Annotated in this window: 24 protein-coding genes and 1 tRNA gene; 13 read left to right on the forward strand and 12 right to left on the reverse strand. The window is 42.3% G+C overall.

The features are described from left to right. Nucleotides 1-11: 11 nt before the first annotated feature. The 3 genes from clpP (at nt 12) to RIB15_RS05420 (ending at nt 3,369) form a co-directional block, all read left to right on the forward strand. Complete coding sequence (gene clpP / locus RIB15_RS05410; RefSeq protein ID WP_350201131.1) at nt 12-665, forward strand: ATP-dependent Clp endopeptidase proteolytic subunit ClpP; 654 nt, start codon at nt 12-14, stop codon at nt 663-665. Between the two features lie 28 nt (nt 666-693). Beyond that, nucleotides 694-1,950: an ATP-dependent Clp protease ATP-binding subunit ClpX gene (gene clpX / locus RIB15_RS05415; RefSeq protein ID WP_350201132.1), complete on the forward strand. Its 1,257-nt coding sequence runs from the start codon at nt 694-696 to the stop codon at nt 1,948-1,950. An 81-nt stretch (nt 1,951-2,031) separates the two neighbouring features. Further along, nucleotides 2,032-3,369 (forward strand): ATP-binding protein, encoded by a 1,338-nt coding sequence (locus tag RIB15_RS05420; RefSeq protein ID WP_350201133.1) that lies wholly within the window; start codon nt 2,032-2,034, stop codon nt 3,367-3,369. On the opposite strand, the gene RIB15_RS05425 is transcribed toward RIB15_RS05420, so the two are convergent. From RIB15_RS05425 to porQ, 7 genes are all read right to left on the reverse strand, one after another. Then, nucleotides 3,354-3,929 carry a sigma-70 family RNA polymerase sigma factor gene (locus RIB15_RS05425; protein ID WP_350201134.1) on the reverse strand — a complete coding sequence of 192 codons (576 nt, stop codon included), beginning with the start codon at nt 3,927-3,929 and terminating at the stop codon, nt 3,354-3,356. The genes RIB15_RS05420 and RIB15_RS05425 overlap by 16 nt on opposite strands. 152 nt (nt 3,930-4,081) lie before the next feature. Further along, complete coding sequence (locus RIB15_RS05430) at nt 4,082-4,807, reverse strand: CPBP family intramembrane glutamic endopeptidase (protein ID WP_350201135.1); 726 nt, start codon at nt 4,805-4,807, stop codon at nt 4,082-4,084. After that, nucleotides 4,800-5,795, reverse strand: coding sequence for a LysM peptidoglycan-binding domain-containing protein (locus RIB15_RS05435; protein ID WP_350201136.1), 996 nt, complete (start codon nt 5,793-5,795; stop codon nt 4,800-4,802). Before RIB15_RS05435 ends, RIB15_RS05430 begins: the two co-directional genes overlap by 8 nt. Beyond that, the gene (locus RIB15_RS05440) at nt 5,792-6,124 is read right to left on the reverse strand and encodes a tetratricopeptide repeat protein (protein ID WP_350201137.1); all 333 of its coding nucleotides are present in this window, start codon (nt 6,122-6,124) and stop codon (nt 5,792-5,794) included. Before RIB15_RS05440 ends, RIB15_RS05435 begins: the two co-directional genes overlap by 4 nt. Further along, on the reverse strand, nt 6,121-7,305 hold the full coding sequence (gene aroC, locus RIB15_RS05445; protein ID WP_350201138.1) for a chorismate synthase: 1,185 nt from the start codon (nt 7,303-7,305) through the stop codon (nt 6,121-6,123). The genes RIB15_RS05440 and aroC overlap by 4 nt, the downstream gene beginning before the upstream one ends. 14 nt (nt 7,306-7,319) lie before the next feature. Beyond that, complete coding sequence (locus RIB15_RS05450; protein WP_350201139.1) at nt 7,320-8,378, reverse strand: potassium channel family protein; 1,059 nt, start codon at nt 8,376-8,378, stop codon at nt 7,320-7,322. 7 nt (nt 8,379-8,385) lie between these two features. Then, nucleotides 8,386-9,363: a type IX secretion system protein PorQ gene (gene porQ, locus RIB15_RS05455; protein WP_350201140.1), complete on the reverse strand. Its 978-nt coding sequence runs from the start codon at nt 9,361-9,363 to the stop codon at nt 8,386-8,388. 91 nt (nt 9,364-9,454) lie between these two features. Between porQ and RIB15_RS05460 the strand changes: the two genes are divergently transcribed. The 6 genes from RIB15_RS05460 (at nt 9,455) to RIB15_RS05485 (ending at nt 15,655) form a co-directional block, all read left to right on the forward strand. Further along, nucleotides 9,455-10,213 carry an MlaE family ABC transporter permease gene (locus RIB15_RS05460; protein ID WP_350201141.1) on the forward strand — a complete coding sequence of 253 codons (759 nt, stop codon included), beginning with the start codon at nt 9,455-9,457 and terminating at the stop codon, nt 10,211-10,213. A gap of 3 nt (nt 10,214-10,216) precedes the next feature. After that, nucleotides 10,217-10,966, forward strand: coding sequence for an ABC transporter ATP-binding protein (locus RIB15_RS05465; protein WP_350201142.1), 750 nt, complete (start codon nt 10,217-10,219; stop codon nt 10,964-10,966). Nucleotides 10,967-10,986: 20 nt separating this feature from the next. Beyond that, entirely contained in the window at nt 10,987-11,910 is a 924-nt protein-coding gene (locus RIB15_RS05470; protein ID WP_350201450.1) for an MlaD family protein, read from the forward strand. 145 nt (nt 11,911-12,055) lie between these two features. Next, nucleotides 12,056-13,822 carry a SurA N-terminal domain-containing protein gene (locus RIB15_RS05475; protein WP_350201143.1) on the forward strand — a complete coding sequence of 589 codons (1,767 nt, stop codon included), beginning with the start codon at nt 12,056-12,058 and terminating at the stop codon, nt 13,820-13,822. A gap of 95 nt (nt 13,823-13,917) precedes the next feature. Next, nucleotides 13,918-15,045 carry a bifunctional diaminohydroxyphosphoribosylaminopyrimidine deaminase/5-amino-6-(5-phosphoribosylamino)uracil reductase RibD gene (ribD, locus tag RIB15_RS05480; RefSeq protein WP_350201144.1) on the forward strand — a complete coding sequence of 376 codons (1,128 nt, stop codon included), beginning with the start codon at nt 13,918-13,920 and terminating at the stop codon, nt 15,043-15,045. Between the two features lie 4 nt (nt 15,046-15,049). Continuing rightward, nucleotides 15,050-15,655, forward strand: coding sequence for a riboflavin synthase (locus RIB15_RS05485; protein ID WP_350201145.1), 606 nt, complete (start codon nt 15,050-15,052; stop codon nt 15,653-15,655). Here the strand turns inward: RIB15_RS05485 and RIB15_RS05490 are convergent. Genes RIB15_RS05490 through RIB15_RS05500 form a run of 3 tightly spaced genes read right to left on the reverse strand, consistent with a single transcriptional unit; the run spans nt 15,652 to nt 19,647 of the window. Then, the gene (locus tag RIB15_RS05490; protein WP_350201146.1) at nt 15,652-18,324 is read right to left on the reverse strand and encodes a putative LPS assembly protein LptD; all 2,673 of its coding nucleotides are present in this window, start codon (nt 18,322-18,324) and stop codon (nt 15,652-15,654) included. The two genes, RIB15_RS05485 and RIB15_RS05490, sit on opposite strands and share 4 nt — an antisense overlap. A gap of 12 nt (nt 18,325-18,336) precedes the next feature. Continuing rightward, complete coding sequence (locus RIB15_RS05495) at nt 18,337-19,281, reverse strand: ROK family protein (RefSeq protein WP_350201147.1); 945 nt, start codon at nt 19,279-19,281, stop codon at nt 18,337-18,339. Nucleotides 19,282-19,341: 60 nt separating this feature from the next. Then, a complete protein-coding gene (locus tag RIB15_RS05500) occupies nt 19,342-19,647 on the reverse strand; it encodes an FtsB family cell division protein (protein ID WP_350201148.1) in 306 nt (101 codons plus the stop codon). A gap of 121 nt (nt 19,648-19,768) precedes the next feature. Between RIB15_RS05500 and RIB15_RS05505 the strand changes: the two genes are divergently transcribed. Further along, on the forward strand, nt 19,769-21,661 hold the full coding sequence (locus RIB15_RS05505; RefSeq protein ID WP_350201149.1) for a phospholipase D-like domain-containing protein: 1,893 nt from the start codon (nt 19,769-19,771) through the stop codon (nt 21,659-21,661). Between the two features lie 84 nt (nt 21,662-21,745). On the opposite strand, the gene RIB15_RS05510 is transcribed toward RIB15_RS05505, so the two are convergent. Together RIB15_RS05510 and RIB15_RS05515 are read right to left on the reverse strand one after the other, a co-directional pair. Beyond that, a tRNA-Lys gene (locus RIB15_RS05510) sits at nt 21,746-21,818 on the reverse strand. Between the two features lie 60 nt (nt 21,819-21,878). Beyond that, the gene (locus RIB15_RS05515; RefSeq protein WP_350201150.1) at nt 21,879-22,433 is read right to left on the reverse strand and encodes a thioredoxin family protein; all 555 of its coding nucleotides are present in this window, start codon (nt 22,431-22,433) and stop codon (nt 21,879-21,881) included. Between the two features lie 8 nt (nt 22,434-22,441). Between RIB15_RS05515 and RIB15_RS05520 the strand changes: the two genes are divergently transcribed. The 3 genes from RIB15_RS05520 to RIB15_RS05530 are packed head-to-tail and all read left to right on the forward strand — an operon-like array spanning nt 22,442 to nt 24,766. Then, on the forward strand, nt 22,442-22,840 hold the full coding sequence (locus tag RIB15_RS05520; RefSeq protein WP_350201151.1) for an HIT family protein: 399 nt from the start codon (nt 22,442-22,444) through the stop codon (nt 22,838-22,840). Further along, a complete protein-coding gene (aroQ, locus tag RIB15_RS05525) occupies nt 22,837-23,265 on the forward strand; it encodes a type II 3-dehydroquinate dehydratase (RefSeq protein ID WP_350201152.1) in 429 nt (142 codons plus the stop codon). Before RIB15_RS05520 ends, aroQ begins: the two co-directional genes overlap by 4 nt. Before the next feature lie 37 nt (nt 23,266-23,302). Continuing rightward, complete coding sequence (locus RIB15_RS05530) at nt 23,303-24,766, forward strand: lipopolysaccharide biosynthesis protein (protein WP_350201153.1); 1,464 nt, start codon at nt 23,303-23,305, stop codon at nt 24,764-24,766. Nucleotides 24,767-24,878 lie beyond the last annotated feature (112 nt).

Genomic DNA, 24,878 nt, shown 5'->3' on the forward strand with positions numbered 1-24,878 from the left:
TCCAGGACATTATGATTACTGATCAACCTTTATTTGAAGACCCAAATTTAAACTCTGTTCAACCCGTGCAGAACAACCTGGTTCCTATGGTTGTGGAAACCACTAGCCGGGGCGAACGTGCTTATGATATTTACTCACGTCTGCTTAAAGACCGGATTGTAATTCTGGGTTCTCCGGTTAACGACGCCGTTGCCAGCTCAATCATGGCTCAGCTGTTGTTTTTAGAATCAGAAGATCCTGAAAAAGACATTAATTTCTACATCAACAGTCCGGGTGGAGTCGTTTCTGCTGGCTTGGCTATTTATGATACCATCCAGCATATTAAATGTGATGTTGCCACTACCTGTATGGGAATGGCTGCAAGTATGGGTGCTGTATTGTTAACAGCTGGAACAGCGGGGAAAAGAAGTTGCCTGCCTCATTCACGAGTAATGATTCACCAGCCTTTAGGCGGAACTCGTGGACAAGCCAGTGATATTGAGATTGAAGCCAAAGAGATTATCCGTGTTAAAAAAGAACTGAGCCAAATTCTTGCCGACCACAGCGGTAAATCTGTTGAAGAAGTGATGGAAGATTCTGATCGTAACAAATGGATGACAGCTCAGGAAGCAAAAGACTATGGACTGGTCGATACTGTGCTGACCAAGTCTACAGATTCCAAATAAGCGGTATTTTCATTAAATTTAGCTTGTTATGAGCGACAAAGATAAAAATAGTGACATTGTACACTGCTCATTTTGCAGCCGTTCGAGCCTGGAAGTGAACAGTATGGTAGCCGGTCCCGGGGTTTATATTTGTGACCGGTGCGTAGAAGACGCATCCAGCATCATCCAAAGTGATTTAGCCTCTTTAGCCCGACGACGGGAAAAAAGCTACAAGCCGATGCTTAAGCCTGTCGAAATTAAAAACAAGCTGGATGATTATGTGATCGGTCAGGAGCTTGCTAAAAAGACGCTTTCTGTAGCCGTTTATAATCACTATAAACGCATTTCTGCAGAAACAGCCGAAATCGATGACACCCAGATTGAAAAATCCAACATCATGTTGCTTGGGCCAACCGGAAGTGGTAAAACACTTTTAGCCCGTACATTAGCACGAATAATTGATGTTCCTTTTACTATCGCCGACGCTACCGTACTTACGGAAGCTGGTTATGTTGGTGAAGATGTTGAAAGTATTTTAAGTAACCTGCTTCAGGCTGCCGACTACGATGTGGAACGTGCTAAACGAGGCATCGTATATATCGATGAAGTGGATAAGGTAGCCCGTAAGAGTGATAACCCCTCCATCACACGAGACGTAAGCGGAGAGGGCGTTCAGCAGGCTTTATTGAAGATTTTAGAGGGAACAGTTGCTAACATCCCGCCAAAAGGCGGGCGAAAGCATCCCGAACAGAGTTTTATCCAGCTGGATACAGCAAATATACTGTTCATTTGTGGTGGTGCCTTTTCTGGATTGGAAGAGATTATTTCCCGCAGACTTTCCACAACCGTGATGGGTTTTAACGCCTCTTCTGACCAAGTCAAATTCAACAAGGAAGATCCCGAAATTTTCACCCATGTTGAACCGGAAGACCTTCAGCACTTTGGATTGATACCTGAATTAATTGGTCGGTTGCCGGTTATTTGCGGATTGCACGAGCTTTCTGATGATGCTATGCTGGACATTCTTCAAACTCCAAAAAACGCCCTCGTCAAGCAGTATAAAAAGCTGTTTAACATGGAAGACGTGGAGTTGGAAATTGAAGAAGAAGCACTTAAGGCCATCGTTAAAAAAGCAAAAGCCCGTAAGACCGGAGCACGAGGGCTACGCTCCATCATGGAAGCAGCTATGCTTGATATTATGTTTTCACTTCCATCAATGAAGAATATAGCGCGATGCGTAATCACTGAGGAGACCATCGAAAAACAAGCTCCTCCGGTTTATGAGAAGCAAAAAGCATCTGCCTAGAACATTTAGCCTCTCTTTTTAAGAGAGGCTTTTTTGTATCTGCTCCTTTCCTATATTTAGCCAAAGGATTATTCTCCGCTTATGAAACTTTTCGTTCCTTCCAACAGGATCAAGCTTATACTTGTGCTGCTGCTCATTTTCCTGGGCGTGGGATCCGTGGTTTATAACCAGTATCTGGTCACCAAGATACTTGAACAGGAACGCGCCAGTGTTGAATTATGGACCAGGGCTATTGAGTTTAACAGCCAGCCTGTAGATGAACAGGCAAGCACCATGTTACTCAAAGCTATCAACCTTCTTGAGAACATCGAAGAAGTACCCGACAGTGTTATTAGCTTGATTGAAGACGCTGAGTCGACCCGAAATTCTTCTGACTTCGTTACCGAGGAGATTATTCTTGAAGACCGCTTTAAAATACCCACCATTGTAATTGACTCACATGATGTCATCCTTCACCAGCGCAATATCGATTCCCTGACCATGGCATCCGAAAGCAAACGGGAAGAACTTGTACGTGAGTTCAAGAGCCTGAATAGCCCTATCGACTTTGTGATTGGCGATGAGAAAAGGCAAATGACCCAATTCGTGTATTATGGGGAAAGCCCAACGGTTCAAATGCTGCGCTATTTTCCTTACATCCAGATTTTATTGCTTGGGTTATTGCTTGGAATAGGATATACAACGTACCGAAGTATCACGCGTTCGGAACAATCAAATTTATGGGTGGGAATGGCCAAGGAAGCCGCTCACCAACTGGGGACACCTATCTCCAGCTTATATGGATGGCTTCAGCTGTTGAAAGATGAATACCGGTATGAAGAAACCGCAACTAATATTGCCAACGAAATTGAAAAAGATATTCAGCGACTTCGGGGAGTGGCCGAGCGCTTTGGGAAAATAGGTTCTGAGCCCGAACTAAAAACCATGGATATTCAACCCATACTCGAACAGGTGATGGTTTATATGGAGCGCCGGCTGCCACGTCTGGGTAAAGCTATCGAGGTCCGGAAAGAATTAAGCGCCACTGCAAAGGTAAAAACCAATCCGGAATTGCTTCAGTGGGCAATAGAGAATCTCGTTAAAAATGCGATGGATTCCTTAAAAGGCATCGAAAAAGAAGCCTATATCTCGATTACCTCCAAAGTTCAGGAAGGAGAAGTAATTATTGATATCGAAGACTCTGGAGGTGGCATTGAAATCCAAAACGTAAAGAATATTTTTAAACCTGGATTCAGCACCAAGAAAAGGGGTTGGGGACTTGGTTTAAGCCTGACTAAGCGCATCATTGAAGAATACCATAGTGGAAGCGTGTTTGTGTTGCGGTCAGAATTGAACGAAGGCACCACAATGCGGGTAACACTAAATATTCAGAAAAACGAGGATGAAGCTTATCCTCTGCTGGATCAATCGCCCGTATAACCACGCTTTTTTGCGTATTCGAGTAGTTCTGTTTTTAACAAATTCCGGCCACGATGTAACCTTGAGCGAATGGTGCCTATGGGAACATCCAGCATGTTGGCAATCTCTTCATAAGTATAGCCATCGACATCACAAAGCAACACAACCGTTCTGAAGTCTTCCGGTAACCTCGTTAGTGCATTAGACAGATCATCATCCATCATTTCCCGAAACATCAGATTTTCTAAATCCGATGTTTCCGTACGTTCTGCTCTAATTGATTCGTAATAGGATGAGACCTCATCATAATCTACCTGAGAAGGCTTTTTTGAGGTTTTCCGGTAATTATTGATAAAGGAGTTCTTTAAAATACGGAACATCCATGCTTTTGCATTGGTCCCTTTCTCATAACTACTAAAAAAACGATAGGCTTTGACAATAGTATCCTGAACGAGATCTTCTGCATCGTTGGGGTCAGTAGTCAATCGAAGGGCAAAATTATACAACGCATCCATGTGAGGTATAATCTCTTCATCGAAATCCTTCTGCTTCTGCTTTTCATCTCTCGTTAACTGAGACATTTATCCATCCCTTATTACTTCAATAACTATCCGCGCGTTTATTTTATTATTACTACTACGCTTCTTTATCCTCATCGGATCTACAATACTACCCAAAGAATGTTTTAATGTTAAATAGATTGTATTGATAGACTCATTAATCAATAACTTATTTACGACAAAAAAGCTATTACCATGACGTCATAAATAGCGTGAGTCCAAGCCGCGACACCAAATCCTCTCCAAACATAAATTCCATTAAGTATTAAACCAAATAAAAAGCGATATAAAAAAGACCCCAATGTAAACGCATCGCCCATCGAGCCAACATAATGTACCGCAGAGAATAACAGCGCTGATAAAACAACAGCGGCAGTTACACCCGCCCACTTTTTCCCTAAAAGTTTTGTAAAAAGGAGTATGAACAGTGTGACAAGAATCACCCTAAAGAACAATTCTTCGTACAAACCGGCTCCCAGAGAAAGGGCTATTATTTGCGTTAGAGATAAGCTATTGATCGGATCAGAGGCTGCAATGTTCAACACCAGAGAAACCAAAGACTGACTTATAAAAGCTACAACTATGGCATACAATGTAGACTCAAGAATCAGAACGGGAAAATAAGAAAAGCGAAGTGTTTTGAGTCGATCCCGCTCTTTATACACAATAAAAAGTCCAATTAGCACAACAACCAACAATGAAAAAGAGACCGCATTTACCCCCAGATACGCAAACAAACTCTTGATCCATACATCCACACTAATACGGACTATAGAATCACCTGTAGGCTGTGAAATAACAATCAAAAGTTCATAGAGAAGAAACAGAGGTAAACTTACCAGAAAACTGTAGAGTAAGGTATTGGTATTGTCGAGATATGATTTAACCGGGTTATTCATTCATTTCTGTATAAATAGTTACAACAGGCTGGGTTGACTGTCCGAGCCTGAGTGTACTAAATGCATTCCCTGAAAGTTTCAACCCTGAACCGGTTATACGGTCGTTTACCCTTACATATACTCCATTCCCGGTTTGAGTGTTTTCAACGAAAATGATACTCCCCAAAGCAATATTGGAGTGAGCAGCAGTCAATGATTCCGGATCATAAAGTTCTCCGTTAGTTGTAGTCTCACCCACTTCAGACTCATCATACCTCATAACATTAACCTCTCCAAGATCCTGCAGATTTGCCTTTTGCAGATACGGGTTCTCATACTTCCGGGATGGTGGAAGCAACACCGTTACTTCCTGCCCTTGTGCCAGCAAGTTTGGTTGAAGCTCCGGATTCAGTGATTGAAATTCTTTTTCCGTCATCTTAAACTTTAAAAGCAGACCTGATAAATCCTCTCCCTGCTGAACTTCATAAATCGAAAAAACCCCTTGTGGAGAAGATTCTTCTGAAAATTTTGACACCGAAGGTGCCGCACTAACTTTCTTTTTCACAGCCAGTCGCTGACCAATACTCAGATTTGAGCCTGAGATATTATTCAGCTCTCTAAGCTGATCAACCGTCATATTGTGGTCTCTGGCAATTTGATAAAGTGTATCTCCACTCTTTACGATATAGAATACATTTTGTGTGTCTGAGGATTGATTTACCAGCGGATTAGAGTTTTCATCTTCCGTTGGGGGAGTGGTTTGAGAATCTTCTTGTTGCGGAATGAAGTAGACTAACTCCTGGCCAAGCTTGATTTCATTTCCTGCCAACTCATTCCATTGTTTGAGTTCAGCGATTGTTACATTCAGCTTTTTCGAGATTCCATACAACGTATCCCCCTGCTTAACCTGATATGTTGCTCTTTCCTGGGCCAGCAATCCTGCACTGGTAATAACCATAAAAACAAAAAGGGCGGAAATTATTTTCAGAAAGCGCGACTTATTTTTCATAACTGATCTTCTAATTCAATTTCAAGATTCAACAATGCAGCAGATAACTCTGATTTTGTGTGATTATCATTCTGGAGTTCTGCTACTTTGATTCCCTCTTTATAGGTCTCAAGGGCTTTTTTGTTCTCTCCCAACTCCTTGTAAAGTTTTGCCAGATGATAATATACACCCACATAGTCAGGGTCATTGTTTCGAATGGCCTCAAATATCACCCTCGCTTTTGAGGTTTCATCTATTTTCAGCATTTCCAGCGCCAGCGTAAATTTATAGAAAGAATCATCGGGATTTTCTTTCACCTTTTTCGCTAACGTTGAAATTCGGGAGCTCATTGCGTTGCGTTTTTAAAATTCGCTTCAATTTCTGCTATAGAATCACCACCAAATTTATCCAGAAATGCATTCGCAATAACGGGAGCTACTACACTCTCTGCTACCACTACTGCCCTTGGGAGAGCACAAACATCCGACCGTTCGTAACGAGTCTCTGTTTCTTCTTTGGTCTTCATATCTACCGTGCTGAGCGGATTTAGCATCGTTGGAATAGGCTTCATAATTCCTCGAAGAATAATGGGCATTCCGGTACTCATTCCGCCTTCGATGCCCCCCATGCGATTGGTTCGGCGTTTGAAAGAACCCTTTTCATATGCGATCTCATCATGAACCTCATGGCCGGGCCGGTGACCGGCTTCAAAGCCAAGCCCGATTTCCACGCCTTTCATCGCTTGTGTTGCCATAATTACCTGAGCAAGTTGCCCATCCAGTTTTCTATCCCAATGTACATAGCTTCCCAAACCAACCGGAAGACCGGTAATTACAATCTCATAAATCCCGCCCAGAGATGAGCCTTCTTTCCGGCGAACTTTAATCTCTTCTCTCATTCGTTCAGATAACTCTTCATCCAAACAGCGAACATCCGACTCATCTGCGGCTTTATATATGGCTTCGGCTCCTTTTTCTGCCAGCGGATCTGCGATTGATCTAACCTCATCCCATCCATTGAAACCAACGGAACCAATTCGAAGCACGTGTCCGCCAATTTCTATTCCAAAGTGTTTTAAAAACTGCCGGGCAATACTGCAGCAAGCCACACGCATTGCTGTTTCACGAGCACTTGAACGCTCAATTACCGGCCGGATATCATCAAAATTATACTTCTGGGCACCCACCAAATCAGCATGGCCGGGACGGGGAAGAGTTATTTTTTCGATCCCCTCCGCTTCTTCTTTTTTATTCATCACCGTAGGCCAGCCCGCGTCGTCTTTCTCAAAAGCCCGGTTAGGCATGCTCATTGCAATTGGCCCGCCCATCGTTTTGCCAAACCTGAGCCCTGAGCTAATGGTAGCGAAGTCTTTTTCAAAAGCCATACGTCCACCACGTCCATACCCCTGCTGCCGACGCACCAAATGAGTAGCAATCTCGTCTTCGGTTAGAGGTAATCCTGCCGGAACTCCTTCCACAATTCCCGTTAATGATGGCCCATGTGATTCACCGGCTGTTATATATCTTATCATTCCTTTATTTATATCTATTGAATTTGTTCTGCTCGTTCCGAAAGCGTGCGAAAGTCTTTACATACTTCGGTTCTGAATTTCTGAATTTTACCAGGGTCGCCTAAGATAATCATAGAATCGCCCGAATGGATAACAGAGTTACTTTCGGGATTAAAATTCATGTTTCCATCGTCCGTTAAAATAGCCACGATTAAAACAGAGTATTTATTACGAACGTTGACTTCTACCAATGTTTTTCCTGCAAGGTCTGAGTCTTCTCCAATGAGTACTTCCTCAAAAGTATGATCCTGAAGATCTCCGCGCGTCATCCGGTCTATAAATTGATCTACATTGGGTCGGAGTATAACATTTGCCATCCGGTCGGCACCAATATCATATGGAGATATTACTTTGTCAGCTCCGGCTCGTAATATTTTTCGGCGGTTTTTCTTTTCATTGGTTCGAACCAGAATAAAAATATCGGGGCGAAGCTCTCTGGCTAAAAGAGTAGTAAATACATTATCCTGATCACTGGATAGGGTACAGATCAATCCTTTTGCTTTCATAATACCTGCTTCCAATAACGATTCTTCGTCCTGAGCATCGCCCTCTACATAGGCTAATCGGTCGCGCTTGATTCTCTCGATACTTGAGTTACGGTTCTCAACAATTACCAGCGGCAGGTCTGCTTCACTTAAATCTTCAGCAATGCGATGACCAATTCTTCCATATCCGCAAATAATGTAGTGATTATCCATTTTCTGTAATTGTTTTTTCATTGCCCGTTTAAAGAACAACTCACTTTCAAAAAGCAGCTGTGTTGTTTGTGATGCAATGTAAGAAATAACACCAATGCCCATCACAAAAATTACAACAGTAAATACTCTGCCATCAACCGATAAATTCTTGATTTCTGTGAAGCCAATGGTTGAGATAGTAATAAAGGTCATGTAAAATCCATCAAACCAACTCATTGCTTCCAAATAATGATATCCGGTTGAGCCGATCACAAAAATCAGAATCATGATAAGCGAAGCAATGCCAATGCGAACCAACGCCGGATTCTCGACACCGTATGAATAGAACCGTTTCATGATACCTTCAGTCTAAGTCGGTCTTCAAACTTAATCTTGTAACACCACCCAGCCGGGAATAAGAACTTCGGCTCAAATCAATCACTATCGACCTGATGTTTATTCCCACACCAAAAGCTACACCAGCCAAATCAAAATCCTGACCTGTTTGAGTTTGCTCATGTAAATAATGGTCGTAGCCTAAACGCACCGTAACATTCTCTCCAAAGTAAGTTTCTCCACCAAAAATCACATGCCGAAACGCATTATCAATAAAGGAAGGGCGATCAGTTTCTCCAAATACCCGCAAATCCCAGTCATTGAGTTTTGTTAGGGTAAGACTAAGCTGAAAGGGAAATGCTTCGGGTTTCTTGGTAAATCCAATTGAGACATCCAGGGGAAGCGGCTCCCGGTCATCATCGTAAGCGGTAATTTGACCACCGAGGTTTCGAATAGACAAACCTGCACTAAAATGACTAGCGGTATCCTGGTAAAAAACGCCTCCGGAAAAAGCCACTGCACTCGATTTGTAAGAGGCGTAGGAAGAGTGGATAAAATCGATGGCAGCACCTGCTGTAACCTTGCTTACAACCGGAATGCTGTATGCCCCGGTAATGGCAATATCGTTAGCATTGAAGTTCCCCAGGTCGTTACCGCTTTCGTCCAGCTGGTCAAATTCACCGTATCCCACAAAACGAATTCCTGCAGCAAAAGTCCCAATCTTTTCAAACTCATAAGCCCCACTGGTAAAACCCATATTGGCATCGGCAAAAAAGTTCAGATAAGAAGCTGATATTGAACCTGAGGCATTGCTGTTTAAATATGCCGGGTTAAGATGAATCAGACTGAAATCCGCATTGTAAAGTCCTACATGATTCCCTCCCAGAGCGGCTGTTCGGGCAGTTGGAGTTACATCCAAAAAACGAAATACACTTGATGTATTTGACTGGGCTGCTGTACTTTGAGCAGCGACATAAAACACCAACATGGCTATTAATATGCGCACGTTATTTAACTATTTATAAATCACAATTGGCAAAAATCTTTTGTAATATAATCAAATGCTTCGGCAATACGTCAAGATTATTGATTAAGAAATGATTTCCAACTTTCCAGGTGCGGCTGGCTTAAAACAATTTGGCCAGTACGCAAAGCTTTTATACCAGGCATTACGTTCATCTACCGAGTTTAGTACTTATCGCAATAACCTTTTCCAGGAGTTTGTGAAGGTAGGATATGAGTCTATACCCATTATTTTTCTGGTGGGGATTTTTACCGGTGCTGTACTTACTCTGCAAACCGCACATCAACTCGATACAGACATTTATCCCAGCTCTATCATTGGCTCTATTGTTGCACAGTCTATTGTTATTGAACTGGCTGCCGTAATAAGTGCTCTTGTTTTAGCAGGAAAGGTGGGTGCCCGAATATCCACGGAATTGGGAACCATGCGCGTTAGTGAACAAATTGATGCGCTGGAATCGATGGGTTTTAACTCGGTTTCTTTTTTGGTGGTTCCACGTATTTTGGCTGGATTGCTGATGTTTCCTGTGCTATACATCACCGCAGCTGTTTTTGGAATTATTGGTGGTGTAACAGCCGGAGCTATGGATGGGATACTGCCTGCCGCGGAATTCATGGAAGGTGCGCGTGCGTTCTTTTTTGAATCAGATATTATTTTTGGGTTTATAAAATCTGTGGTGTTCGGATTTGTGATTACCTCTATATCTTGCTTTAAAGGTTATAATGCTTTTGGTGGAGCAGAAGGCGTGGGAACTGCTACTACACAAGCAACGGTTTTAAGTTGTATCTTTGTGCTGCTAGCCGATTTCGCATTAGCCGCAATATTATTGTAGATCATGATTGAGATTAAAAATCTTACGAAGAGTTTTGGCGATAACCTGGTTTGGAGCGATGTTAGTTTCAAAATCCAGGACGGAGAAACTACGGCTGTCATTGGGAAATCCGGTTGTGGAAAATCAGTATTACTAAAACATCTCAACGCTCTGCTTTATCCTGACGAAGGTGAAGTTTTAATCGATGGTAAATGTGTTTTTGAGCTCAGTTATTCTCAGCTTAGAAAAGTTCGGCAGCGGTTCGGCATTTTATTTCAGGGAGGTGCTTTGTTTGATTCTATCAGTACTTTCGAAAATGTAGCTTTCCCGCTCCGATATTTTACAGAGCAAACGGAAGAGGAGATAGAGCATAACGTAATGGAAGCTCTGGGCATGGTAAATCTTGAACAAGCCGGAGATAAATCAACTTCCGAGCTTTCCGGAGGAATGAGAAAGCGTGTGGGCCTGGCTCGCGCCATCATTCTAAAGCCGGATTACTTACTCTATGATGAGCCTACTTCCGGCCTTGACCCACGCACATCTGAGGAGATTAATGAGCTGATTAATACCATGGCTGATAACCTTGAGATAACTTCTATTGTAATTACCCACGATATGCACAGCGTACTTGAGGTTGCTGAAAAAGTTGCCTTCTTAGATGAACAAAAACTAAGCTGGTTTGGTAAAACAGAAGACATGAGGCACAGCGACAATAAAAATTTGATTGATTTCATTTCAGCAAGTGAATATCAAATAACTAAAAAAACTGCATAGGAGAATTTGTTTTGGCAAAAGTGTCCAACGAACTAAAAATAGGACTCACGGTAGTAGTGGCTATCATTGTAGCTTTTATTGGCTATCGGATAATGAAGGATATCCCTCTTTTTCGTACTTCAACCACTATCTACACTAAGTTTGATCAGGTTTATGGCCTGATCCCCGGCAATGTAGTTAATGTGAAGGGCTTCAAAATTGGAAGTGTAAAAGAAATGGAATTGTTGGTTTCCGACTCTACCCTGGTAACTATGAATATTGAAGAGGGATATCAGATTCCCAAAGGCTCCATTGCAGTGCTCAAATCCAGCGGTGTACTTGGAGGGAAGTTTATAGAAATTCAAAAAGCTGACTCTACCGAGATGGTTCCGCATCAGGGAACTATTGAAGGTGTTTTTGAGCAAGGGATGATGGATACTTTTGCTGAAGAAGGAGAAAAGCTTAGTAACGATATCTCTGCCTCCATCCGCGGGGTTGAAAGATTGGTTACCAGCCTGAATGAAACAATGAACGAGAAGAATAAAGAGAATATATCAGGCATCATTCAAAACCTGAAATCAAGTACTGGTTCATTAAATCAGCTCATCCAGAAAAAACAAAGCGACCTGGATGCTATGATCACATCAGCAAAAAATACCATGCAAAACATGGACGACCTCAGCTCTGAAAACAAAGAGAAGCTGAGTTCACTCATTGATAATTTGGAGGTAACCAGCGCTGAGCTTGAAACGTTAAGTTCCGGACTAAATGAAACCAATCTTACGCTGAATGAGGTCTTAACAAAGATAAACAACGGGGAAGGTACCCTTGGTAAAATGATCAATGACCCCTCGCTTTATAATAATGTTGACAGCTTATCTTTTAATTTAAACCGGCTGATCAAAAACATGAATGATGACCCCGGAAAATATTTGAAGCACATGAGACTTATCGAGGTATTTTAACCCCGACCTTATTGTTTAATTTGCTTTCAATTCCTCGGGTATTCACTTATATTTCCAAGCTTACTGCTAGAGGTTAAAAAGACACCTGCAGTATTCAAATCGCAATTTAATTAATGTTTTTTAGAGGTAACCTTTTATGGGTGTAATGGAAAAAATGAGAAACAGCACCGGTGTCATCTTGTGGGTGCTGATTGGATCTTTTGGCCTTCTTTGGGTTTTATCTGATGTAAACTTTTTTGAAGCCATGCAGGCCGGACCAAGTTCATTAGGTAGTGTGAATGGTGATAAGATCTCAAATGAAGAATATCAAAGCCGTATCCAGTATTATTCAAATGCTTACAGCCAGCAAACCGGAAATTCTTTAACCCCGGAAATGCGCGCTTTTTATGAAACACAAGCCTGGAATGAGCTGGTAAACTCCCGGTTGCTTCGCCAAAAAATGGATGAATTGGGTATCACTGTTTCCGACCAGGAAGTTCTTGACATGGTTTATGGAGACAATCCCGCACCCGTCATCCGACAGAATTTTACCCGGGAAGACGGGACTATTGACCGCGCAGCTGTTCAGCAGGTTTTATCTTCAAGTGAGTTTTCTCAGCAGGCAGTAGCCCTTGAGATGCAGCTCCGCGAACAACGCCGCCAGCAAAAACTGAATAATTATATTTCTGCCGGACTTCAGATAACCGAAGGAGAAGTTGAAAGAGAATTTGTTAAAAATAACAGCACAGCAAATGTTAATTACATTCGCTTCCCTTACAGTGAAGTAACTGAGCAAGAGCTTGAAATTTCTGATGCTGAGCTTCGCGAGTATTACAACAACAATAAAGAGCGTTATAGCCGTGACGAAAGTTACCGTATTCGATATGTTACTTTCAGCAAGCTGCCTACAGCTGCCGATACAGCTCAGATTATGGAAGACATACGTGAATTGAGAGACCCTTTTGCCAATGCGCAAAATGATTCCCTTTTCCTTACCCGCCAGGGTTCTTCTACGGCGTATAGAAATGCTTTTGTTCCTGAAGATGATATCCGGGAAGAATATAGCCCCGTTCTTGATCTTGAAGTAGGAGAAGTCTCCGATGTTTTTATGACTGCAAACCAAGCTGCTATTATTAAGAAAACAGCAGAGCAGGGTAATGAAATCAAGTTCCAGATCATGAGTTACAATATTCAGGCATTGCCATCTACTATTGATGATGCCAATGAAGCTGCTTCAGACTTTGAGTTCTTTTCTTCAGAAGAAAGCTCTTTCGACGAAGAAGTTGAAACACGTGGGCTGGATCTAAAAGAAGCTTTTGCTACTAAAGGAAATGACTTTATTTCCGGACTTGGAAGCAGTAAACAAATCATGAACTTTTTGGAATCTGCTGACGAAGACGACATTTCGAACGTAATTGAACTAAGCTCAGATTTCGTTGTTCTGCAAGTCGAAGAAATCACACCGGAAGGTTACCGACCGTTTGATGAAGTTAAATCTCAGGTAGAAACACTCGTTAAAGTTGAACGCCGTAAAGAGCTGACCGTGGAAAAAGTTGAAGAGCTTTTAGCTCAACACCAAACACTGGCTGCTTTAGCTGAGAGTACCGAAAAAGAAATTCAAAACGAAGATAACCTTCGTGCGAGTGCAACCGTTTTACCAGGAGCTGGAAGAGAACCCCGTGTAATCGGCGCTGTTTTCGCACTGGACGAGGGAAAAACTTCGGGTGTAATTGCTGGCAATAGCGCTGCTTTCGTTGTTGAACTGATAAGCAAAATGGAAGCTGATTTGGCTAACCTGACTCCCAACCAGCGACAAACTATTCGCCAGCGTTTGGAGCAACAGAGAACACAGGAGTTCACTTCTATTTGGTTAGAACAACTCAGAGCCTCAGCTGATATCGTAGATAACCGCGATCGCTTACTTCGACAGTAATTTTTTTAGCATTTTGACTATTGGGGTGAGAAGTTTCTTCTCACCCTTTTTTGTTTATACCCTATTCGGTTAATACAAATCCCTTACATTTATATATGTCCAAACAGACCTCACATAGTGATGAATACTGGATGCAACAAGCTCTGGATTTAGCCAAACAGGCTAAAGGACACGTTGCCCCAAATCCACTGGTGGGGTGTGTAATTGTATCGTCGGATGGGAAACCCATTGGGCAGGGCTATCACAAAAAATTTGGTGAGGCTCATGCAGAAGTACATGCTGTGGAATCCGTCAAAAACAAAAAAGATTTTAAAGACGCTACGGTTTATGTAACACTGGAACCATGTTCGCACCAGGGTAAAACCCCTCCCTGCGCCCCAATGCTGGCTAAACTTCCCATCAAAAAAGTGGTAATTGCCATGAAGGATCCGAATCCGGATGTGGACGGAAAAGGAATTTTGCACCTTCGAAATAATGGAATTGAAGTAGAGGTCGGTGTGCTTAAAAAAGAAGCTGAAAAGCTCAATGAGTTTTTTATCCACCATCAGTCTTTTGGCCGGCCTTTTATTACCCTGAAAATAGCACAAACAGCTGATGGATACCTTGCCGCTGCCGATGGGGAGTCGCAATGGATTACCGGAGACCAGTCCCGAAAACTGGTTCATAAATGGCGTTCAGAATATGATGCTGTATTGGTGGGAAGGACTACAGCGATGGTCGACAACCCCAGCCTCACGGTGCGTCACGTTACCGGCCGGCAACCTAAACGTATTGTTATTGACGGGCCTTATGAACTTCCCAAAGAATTGAATCTTTTCTCGGATAAATTTGAGGAAAAGACTACAATCATCACCTGGAACAAGGAAGCTTCTGCAACCGATGCCGACCCTATGCTCAAAGTGATGCAGCAAAACTATTTTCGGGGTGAAGTGTTGCAGGTTTCCAAAGTGGATGGCCACGTAGATCTGCGTCAGTCTTTTAAGCTGCTTGGAGAAAAGGGAATTTCTTCGGTTTTAGTGGAGGGCGGCCAGCAACTTTCCTCAGCCCTGATACGGCAGGGACTCGTTGATAAGCTCGAACTATTTGTAGCACCAAAGCTGTTAGGAGCCGGAACGCGATCACTGATTAACATTGGTATCAATAAAATGAAAGAAATTGCCGAACTTAAGGATGTCTCCTGGAAGCAAGTCGGCGATGATATGTTACTAACCGGATATTTCTAAAATTATGTTTACTGGAATTGTTCAGGAAATTGGAAAGATAACAGACACCAAGTCACTGAATGGCGGCGGAAAAGAATTAAAAATCTCTTGTTCTTTTGCCAGTACTTGTCATGAGGATGAGAGCATAGCTGTTAATGGAGTTTGCCTGACGGTTACTGCATTTGATGAAGAAACTTTCACCGTTCAGGCCGTCGAAGAAACACTCCGCAAAACCTCTACTGGTGATCTGGAAAAAGGAAGCCCGGTAAATCTGGAACGCTCACTTACCCTTCAAAAAGGCATCGAAGGGCATTTGGTGCAGGGACACGTAGATACCACCGGCACTATCACCGAGATCGAAAAAGAAGAAACCGGATGGCTGATTTCCGTGGAATACCCTGATGAATTCACCAATATGATTGTGGGCCGTGGCAGCATCACAATGGAGGGAATCAGCCTTACTGTAGCACGTGAATCGGACAATAAATTCACGGTGGCCATCATTCCTTATACCTGGGAACACACCAATCTCAAAGAAAAGTCTGTGGGTGATTCTGTCAACCTTGAGTTTGACGTAATCGGAAAATATGTGGTTAAGTATCTGGCTAAAATAGGCCGGGATTCTCTTTAATACCCATATCCTGCACCGGTAGGACTTGAGCTTCTTTCCAAGTTCTTCAGTACCGGAAGCTTCTGGAACAAGCTCTGAATTTGTGAACTGTTCACGGTTAAGCGGAAGAAATAATACTGAAATTCGCCGAATGGATTAATCTGAAAAGAGAGATTCCAGCATTCCAGGTTTCGGGTTAATGAAAACTGTGATGGCGTAAATTCCTGGGCTATAAAGTCATACCCAAGATTCGTATTAAACTTCCATTTTGGAGTTAGATTAAACGAAATGCTGCTTGCCCGAATGGTTGCTCTCTTTTGTGGGCTTTGGTTAAAACGATAGTTCCAGCTATAGCTGAAATTAAGGGATACACTCCAGGGCGACCTGAAATCAGGAACCGGCTCAAGCCCAAACCGCGAATCAACCGGATGAAATATGGATTGATTATAAGGGTCGTATCTGCGGCGATATTCAGGAGTATAAACCTCAATCCCATTCCCACCCCGAAATGAAGTGCTTGCACTAAGCGAGAAAGACTGAAGCTGAGCCAATTTATCTCCGTCTTCAATTAGAAAGCGGTTTATTTCTCGACCGGAAGAGTCCGTTTCATAAAAAGAAAAATTGGCACTTGCACTCAGGTTTAAACCCGAAATGGCATTAGAGCTAACGGATGTATTAAGCCTGCTCAGGTTCAAACTATCGGCGGCAAAATTATAGGACGCACTTAAAGACAGGTTATCAATAAAGCGCAGGTTATTTTCAGAAACCTCACCAGTGCTATCTCGTTTTACAATTTTAGTTTCAAACACATTTCGGATGGAAAAATTGATAGAGCGCTGTTCACCTCGACCCGGACCTGAAAATATTTCATCTTCGAATATCGAATAGCGCTGAGTATTACCCGCACTATCGGTTTGAACCGTTCGGTAATACCCCCATCTTTCCGCGCTAAAATCCGGACGATACGTAAAGCCAATAGACGGCCGGGCTGTATGCCTGAATCCTTGCAAATTTCCAATACGCATATTTGAAATCCCATATAATGTAGTACTGAAGTTTAGTCCGGTATTAAAGTCCCGGGCTGCTTCAAATCCATAAACTTTATCTGTCTCTACCCGATTAGAATCCGCGTTATAAGATTTTCGAATTGTAGATGGATACCAGTATTCATTTCCGCTTATGCTGGCAGATATATTTAAAAACTGACTGGGAATAAGCTGCCCGATTTGCAAACTCGCTGATTGCTGGAAACCGGCCTGAATATAATTTTGATTTCCTGTAGCCTCCTCATATAACTCCCTGTCCGTCAAGGCTTCGAAAAAAGTAACTTCCGCACTGTCGGCGTCGATGGGATCATAATTAAAACGAGAACGGAGCGTATTGTTATAGCTGATGTTAATACTTTCATACCAACGCTGTTGACCCGATCCAGATGAATTATTCTGAAATGGAGAAAAGGTCTTCAACCTAAAATTGGCTGTGGGCCCACTTAGTCTGGTCGAATAATTACTAAAATTCTGGTTTAGCTGAGCATTAGTACTGAACGTAAACAGGTTTTCAGGGTGGTTATAATTATAAGCCATCGTTGACCGTGAATTCGTCTCTGCCCGGTCATTAATATCATAGGAATTTCTTCTCAGATAATCCTCCGTTCTCAGATTTACATTTGCCGAAACGGAAGCGTATGGTGAGATCGTTTGATTGTGCTGGATACCAATTGACTTTTGGACCCGCTCTTCAAAATCAGGGTCGGTTGGCTCCAGCCCCCGGTCTTTAGAATATCCAATATTAACAGACCCGTTATACCAGTTTGTCTTCCGATATTGCATTAATCCATTCAGGTAAAAAGTTCCGGATGTGTAAATATCACCATCCACCTGACCAGTCAGGTAATCGTTGAAATACTGAAACCAACCCACATTTTGGAGTCCCAGCCCCCGGTTGTTTTGATTTTGAAATGCATAGGTTGGAGTTAAAAGGCCTGATCTCTTTTTCTCTATATCTGTAGGCACATACCCAAATGGAAATATCAGTGGATAAGGTATGTCAAGTATATATAACCGTGCATTGGTAAAAAATAACTCATCCTGATCTACCACTTTCATTTTCTTAGCCTTAATATAGTAGTAAAGATATTCCGGTGGACAGGTAGAATAAATCCCGTCTTCTATAAAGACTTCGCTTTCGTTAATGTTTTTGATTTTTGAGCCCATTAAATGCCCCTCTGAAACCTGAACCTGGGCTGCTTCAAACTTTCCCTTCTTAGTTTTATAGTTGAAAAGAATGCGGGTGCTCTTTATTTCATCCTGGTCCCTGATTAAAACCGGTCTCGACAATGTGTCTTCTGGGGTAAGAGTGGTTGCTTCCACTGTAGACCTTTCAATGTCCATATTTATCTCTCCGGCGTTCAACTCTCCTGAAGGGTGTTTTACCTGCGCTGAACCAAACAAAAATGCTTTTTTGCCTTGCGAAAAATCGATGATTAGAGAATCTGATGACTGAAACTGAACGGCATCATCAGGAACTGGCTCACTTCCTCCTGGAGCTGAAGAAACAGGTTGTATGCGCGAGGTGTCAGCAGCCGTTGAAGTAGTATCCGCCTGCTGAGCAGCAAGAGGTACCGTCATCAAAAAACACAGGCAAATACCCGTTATGTATTTGCCCATATGTGTCTTAGTGACGATAAGCATGTGAATATTTAATTAGGAAAACGAGTCGAAAGCCAGTCCTGCAGCCCCTAACAGTGCACTGTCGTTGCCAAGATCTTCATAAACAAGCTCAAATCCTTCTTTAAACGGTTCCATCATATGTTTTCGTACAATCTCTTTAGCTGGCTCAAATAGAAATTCGCCGGCTTTGGACACACCGCCACTTACTACAATTTTTCGGATATCCATCATGTGTACATAATTAATGATTGCATACCCGAGTCGCTGCCCGCTTTTGGCTAATATTTCAACGGCCAGCTCATTGCCTTCTTTAGCGGCATTGGTTAAATCTATAGGCTCCAGTTTCTCGAAGTCGTTGGAGAACTTTTTGTATAAATCATTTGATGGGTTCTGGGTAATCATATCTGTGGCAAACCGGCTCAAAAAACGCTGCCCCAAATACGCTTCAACGGTACCACGTGTTACGCTATTGGATAATGGACCATGATAATCGATAATCACATGTCCAAGCTCCCCGGCCATTCCTTCAGTTCCTTTATAAAGGTTTCGATCTATGATTATACCTCCGCCTACACCTGTTCCGAGGGTAATCATTATAAAGCTATTGTAGTTTCTTCCTACTCCAAAGTGCAGTGAGCCAAGTGCCGCGATATTAGCATCATTCTCAATCTTACAGGGAATATCTGTTCTTCTGGTGATCTCCTCTGAAGCATTCACTACCGTCCATCCGGGCAGGTTCGGCGGGCTTTTTACCGTTGTCTGATCTTTTGAAACCATTCCCGGCAAGCCCAGACCAATTCCTATAATTTCGTTTCTTTTTTTTAGGTCTTTGATGGTTTCAGCAATCCGATCCAATAAACGATCTTTTCCAAGATTAGCTTGTGTTGGAGTGGTTACCTGTTCTACAATTCCTTTTTCCTTATCAACAACGGCGGCTTTAATGTTGGTACCACCAAGATCAACACCAATGGCTTTCATTCAATTTTGTTTAGAATCTTAGGGTTCTGACACTTAGAGATGATAATGGGCTGACCACCACTATTTCTCGCGTTTAACTTTATATACGGTTTCTCCAGGTTTTCTCATCCCATACTCTTCCCGTGCTATTTTCTCAAGGAGTGCTGGGTCTTTATCCAGGTTCTCAATTTTGGTTTTAAGTTCTTCAGATCGCTCATTGAGCTCGGCCGTACGTTCTTTTAGCTCTTGTTTCTGAGAATATAAATCCCACCTTGTCTTCAGGCTGTATGAGTCAATAAAAGCAAACCATGCCACTACAAACGCTGTAAGCAAAAGTGCGAGAAAAGACTTTTTCCAGCGTAACGGATTTAAAAATTGTAGGTTCATAAATAAGCCTGTAGATTTTTATTAGCGCTCCAAAATACATTAATTTGCCTATTAAGTACAATTCAGTGTTTTGCATTCTATGAAAAATTCATTCCCTTTAATATCAACACTTGTGTTGATTGTGAGCTGTTTTCTGAGCCGCCCGCTTCAGGCCCAGAACGAAGAATGGATCCATGTATATTTCAACATGCCGGCCGACCACACTGTAGCCTCCCAGAATAATCTAAGTAGCAGTAACTGGGATTTAATTGGAACCCTTGAAAACCTTATAGATTCAGCCAAAACCAGTATTGATTTTTGTATTTATGATTTTGAACATCCCCGAATTGCTCATGCTTTAGTTCGCGCAAAAAAGAGAGGTGTTCGTATCCGGCTTGTTACCGACAATCATAACCGTACGGATGGAGGAGATTACGACCTTCAAATCTGGAAAATTCTCGCTCTGGGCGGCATTACTTCCATTGATGACGATGGAGATATTTATAATACGGATGGAAGCATAACGGATAACGATCTTGTAAATGATGGGTCCGACATGCACAATAAATTTGCCATTTTTGACTACCTCAGCACTTCCCGGGATGATGATCACGTTTGGACCGGTTCAACCAATATGACTTACACCGGGGCCTTCAACACCAATCATACCATCGTAATAAAAGATTCGGAGGTCGCAAAAGCTTATACCGAAGAGTTTGAACAAATGTGGGGTAATTCCGGGGATCTCCCGGACGCCAATCGGGCAGTTTTTCATAAAGACAAGGTAAATGTAAGCCAGAATGTTTTTGATGTGGGAGGAACCAGGGTTGAAGTCTACTTTGCCCCGGTTAACCGCGACCGCTCCAAACCCAGTGTTAGCGAAAGGTTAGTCACTTTGATTCAGGATGAGGCGCAACACGATATTAATTTCCAGGCTTTTGCAATCACACCGGAAATTCCTATTAGTCAGCAAATGTGGAATCAAACTTCCAGTGGACAGGTATTACTTCGCGGAGCTATTGACCGAAGCTTTTACAGCCGATACCAAAGTGCCGGTCAGATCTGGGGAATTGATTCCGCCCGAATGAACAACCGGATGATTTTACCGGCCAATGAACTTCGGAAGCTACATCATAAAGTAATTCTGTTAGACACCGAGCACCCCGACTCTTCCGATATTGGAGTAACCGTTGCCGGTTCCTATAACTTTTCCATGAATGCGGAAATGAATAATGATGAGAATACGATCATTATCTATTCAGATAAAATCACCAATCAATTTTATCAGGATTTTATGGGGGTGATGAAGCGCGCTAAAGAAGAGACTTTTCCGCCAGCCCCGCCCATAGAAACAGACCAGTGGTACGAGGTGTATTCTATTACTGATGGTAGTCGGTTTGAAATTGAAATCGCTCCCGGATTTGGATATGGCGTTCGGTTCCTCGGAGTTGATGTCCCATCAATTTACGCTGGCAGAGATTCGGCCGAATATTATTCAGGTGCTGCTGCCGACTACTTACAAAATTTGCTGGAAGGGCGAAGGGTACGCCTCCGTGGCTTTGATGGAGGAAAACCGGAAGCCCGGTACAACTCTTTTCAGGCTTATGTTGATATGCAATACGATGAAGGGCATGTGAGCCTGAATAGAATACTACTGGAGGAAGGCTTTGGAACAACCTCCGTTTACTATCGGCAAAATGAAGACTCTGTTGCTGCTTTCGAAAGCTATGAAGCGTCTGCGAAGACAAAAGAAAAAGGGATGTGGAAAGCTCCTGATAAAATCGGCTCAAAAACATTAAGAGCCGAAGAGGTAGATACCGGAAGTCCCACAAATGTAATGTTTCCCATAAATATTAATACCGCGGACGAAGCTACGTTACAGCTTTTACCGGGAATTGGGCCTGCATACTCCAAAAGAATCATCCAATATCGAATGGAAAATGGAAGTTTTAAGAGTGTGGATGAGATTACTAATATCCGGGGAATAGGGCCAAAAACACTTCAAAAATTACGACCTATTATTACCCTGGAATAGCCAAAAATAAAAAACCCCATCCGAGATCAATCGTATGGGGCTGGTCAAGAGAGAGTCTTAAAAAAAAATTTAGTAAAATCGGTGTGAATCGGGAGGGGCTCGAACCCTCGACCCACGGCTTAAAAGGCCGTTGCTCTACCAACTGAGCTACCGATTCTCAAATAGATTCCAAAGATAAGGCATTTATCAATTAGAGTACAAGGAAAAAATGAATTTTCTACTCCTTTTTTTCATTGCCTGACTCCAGAATCTGAACTAAATCAGTTTCGATCAGTTGGTGTGGTTTTTCTTCAATTCGTCCTAACTCCTTATTGCCTTTTAAAACCAACACGCTCGGAATATATTTGATATCAAACTTTTTTAAAAATGATTCTGGAATTTTTTTTTGCCGGTCTACGCCAATGTATTGAATATCCATATTAGCAGCCCCTGAAAGCTCTATCGTTTTCATCAATCCCGGAATATACTTTTTGGATTCGCGACACCAGCTCCCAACAAATACCATCAGCTTTACTGAATCCTGATAGGCTGATAAATACCTGACCGCTTCCTCGTTGGGCTCATACCGATCTATGTATATTTGGTAAATCCGGTCGTTAGCTAAAATTTCCTCTTTTACAACCGGACCAATCAGGTCATTCTGCTGTGCCTTAACATCCCTTGACGATATCAACCCAGCCAAAACTATTGCTATAAATAAAAGCCACCTTGCAGAGTTCATAAGGATTTCTGTTTTTTGGATAGTATCTTCAGTCAAATTACCATCTTTCATAGTTAATTATGCCAAGCATTTTCACGAAAATTATTGAAGGAGAAATCCCAAGTTTTAAAATAGCAGAGGATGAGAAACATTATGCTTTTTTAGATATCAATCCCTCTGCCGAAGGTCACACTCTTTGTATTCCTAAAAAAGAAGTAGACTACATATTTGCTCTTGAGCCCGAAGAACTTTCTGACTTGAATCTTTTTGCGCAAAAAGTGGCGAAAGGAATCGATGCAGCTCTTGAACCTATCAGAACCGGGATTATTGTAGAAGGAATGGAAGTGCCACACGCACATATTCATCTTATCCCAATTTATAAAGAAACACAGCGATTTAGCCTGGGCAAGCAAGTTGGCGTTAGCCAGGACAGAATGATGGAGCTGGCAAAAATCATTAGCGAAAAGGTAACCATATGAACATCCTTATTATTAATGGACCCAACCTGAACCTGCTTGGAAAACGTGATCCGGGAATCTATGGAGCGAAAAGCCTCAAAGACCTTGAGTACTTCCTCATTGATGAATTCCCAAAGCATAACTTAGAGTTTTTTCAAAGTAATGTAGAGGGAGAGTTGATTAATAAAGTTCAGCAAGCAATGGATAGTGATGTTGCCGGCCTGGTGATTAATCCTGGCGGATATTCACATACCTCCGTTGCTCTCCGTGATGCACTGGAACCACTTGAAATTCCCAAAGTTGAAGTCCATATTTCCAATATTCATGCCCGTGAAGAATTCCGGGAAAAATCAATCACCGGAGCCGTTATGAATGGCATTATCACTGGTTTCGGAAAATTCAGCTATGTTTTGGGCATTCAGGCTTTAGAAAAACTTATCGAATGATTACATCGCTACTTTTCTGTTAACATAAAAATCCACCTTGACTAAGCTCAAAGAACTCTTTTCCGACACACTGGTTTATGGCATAAGCAGTGTTGTTGCACGTTTTATTGGTTATCTGCTGGTGCCATTGCATACGGGTGTTTTTAGTGAGGATCAATATGGAATTGTCAGCCTGATCTTTGCAGCTATTGCCCTATTCAATGTGGTTTTTACAATGGGAATGGAATCTGCCTATATTCGTTATGCCAAAGACCGCGATAAGGCGAAGGATATTTTCAAAACGGCTCAGCTTTTTCTGCTCGCTACATCCGGTGTCTTAGTACTCATTATTTGGCTCGCCGAGCCTTTTGTAGCCCCAACCATAGGGCTTGAACCCGGTGACCCTATTCTCTGGATCATGCTTGGGATTCTTTTCTTCGACACTCTGGCTGTTGTTCCTTTTGCAGAACTGAGGCTAGTACGTAAATCTGTGCTTTTTGCTGTCCTCAAAACCGGAAATGTTATCGTTAACCTTGGGTTGAATTTCTATCTCATTCTTGGATTGGGTTATGGCATTGAGGCTGTTTTTATAAGCAATCTGGTAGCTTCTTTACTTACCGCTTTGGCTATCTGGATTTTTACTATACCCATGTTTATGGGAGACTGGAACACCGTGCTGCTGAAAAAAGCCCTGCTATTCGGCCTTCCCTTTATTCCGGCCGGGTTCGGCCACGCCATTAATGAACTGGTAGACCGGTTTTTCCTGAAAGCCATGGATCAATCTACCATAAATGCATTATACGGATCCGAATATACCTCTGATGATATTGTCGGTATTTATAGTGCCTGCTATAAGCTAGCTGTTTTCATGCTGTTGATTGTGCAAATGTTCCGGATGGCCTGGCAACCCTTTTTTATGAGACAATCGGAAGAGGAATCTGCTCCTGAAACATTCTCCCAAACGTTCACTTTATTCAATGCCGCTGCCGCATCCGTCTTTCTGGTAGTAGCATTATTTGCCGAGCAAATTGTTTCCATCAAAGTTCCCATTCTGGATTTTTATTTAGTAGATGAGAAATTCTGGGGAGGCTTAACCATTGTACCCATATTGCTGCTTGCCTACTGGTTTCAGGGATGGTATATCAACTTTTCGGCGGGAATTTTCATTAGCGAAACAACCAAACGCTTGCCTCAAATCACCCTGATTGGTGCTGGAATTACTATAGCTGCAAACCTGATTATGATTCCGTTTTTTGGAATGATGGGGTCGGCAATCGCAACGCTTTCAAGTTATGCAGTTATGGCGCTGCTTATCTATTATTATTCCACGAATGCTTTTGAAGTACCCTACAAACTCGTTCGCGGTTTCGCCGTCATGTTAATCGCTGCCGGGCTCTATTATCTTAAACCAACTGTGATAACCTTCGGTATGTCCGAACTCCTGTCTTCTTTTCTATTGCTTGCCCTTGGGTTAATTACCATAGGGCTTATAACCTATACCTCTGTTTTTTCAACAAAATAGCCCTTCTTACTTTCTATTTGATTCTATCCTGAAAAAGTGAGTTAATTCATTGGTGGGGTTGGGTTTAACAGAATAAATAGTTATTCATTCCCTTCGATATTATTTCTTAATT

The sequence above is a fragment of the Gracilimonas sp. genome (assembly GCF_040218225.1).
In the GTDB taxonomy this organism is placed as follows: domain Bacteria; phylum Bacteroidota; class Rhodothermia; order Balneolales; family Balneolaceae; genus Gracilimonas.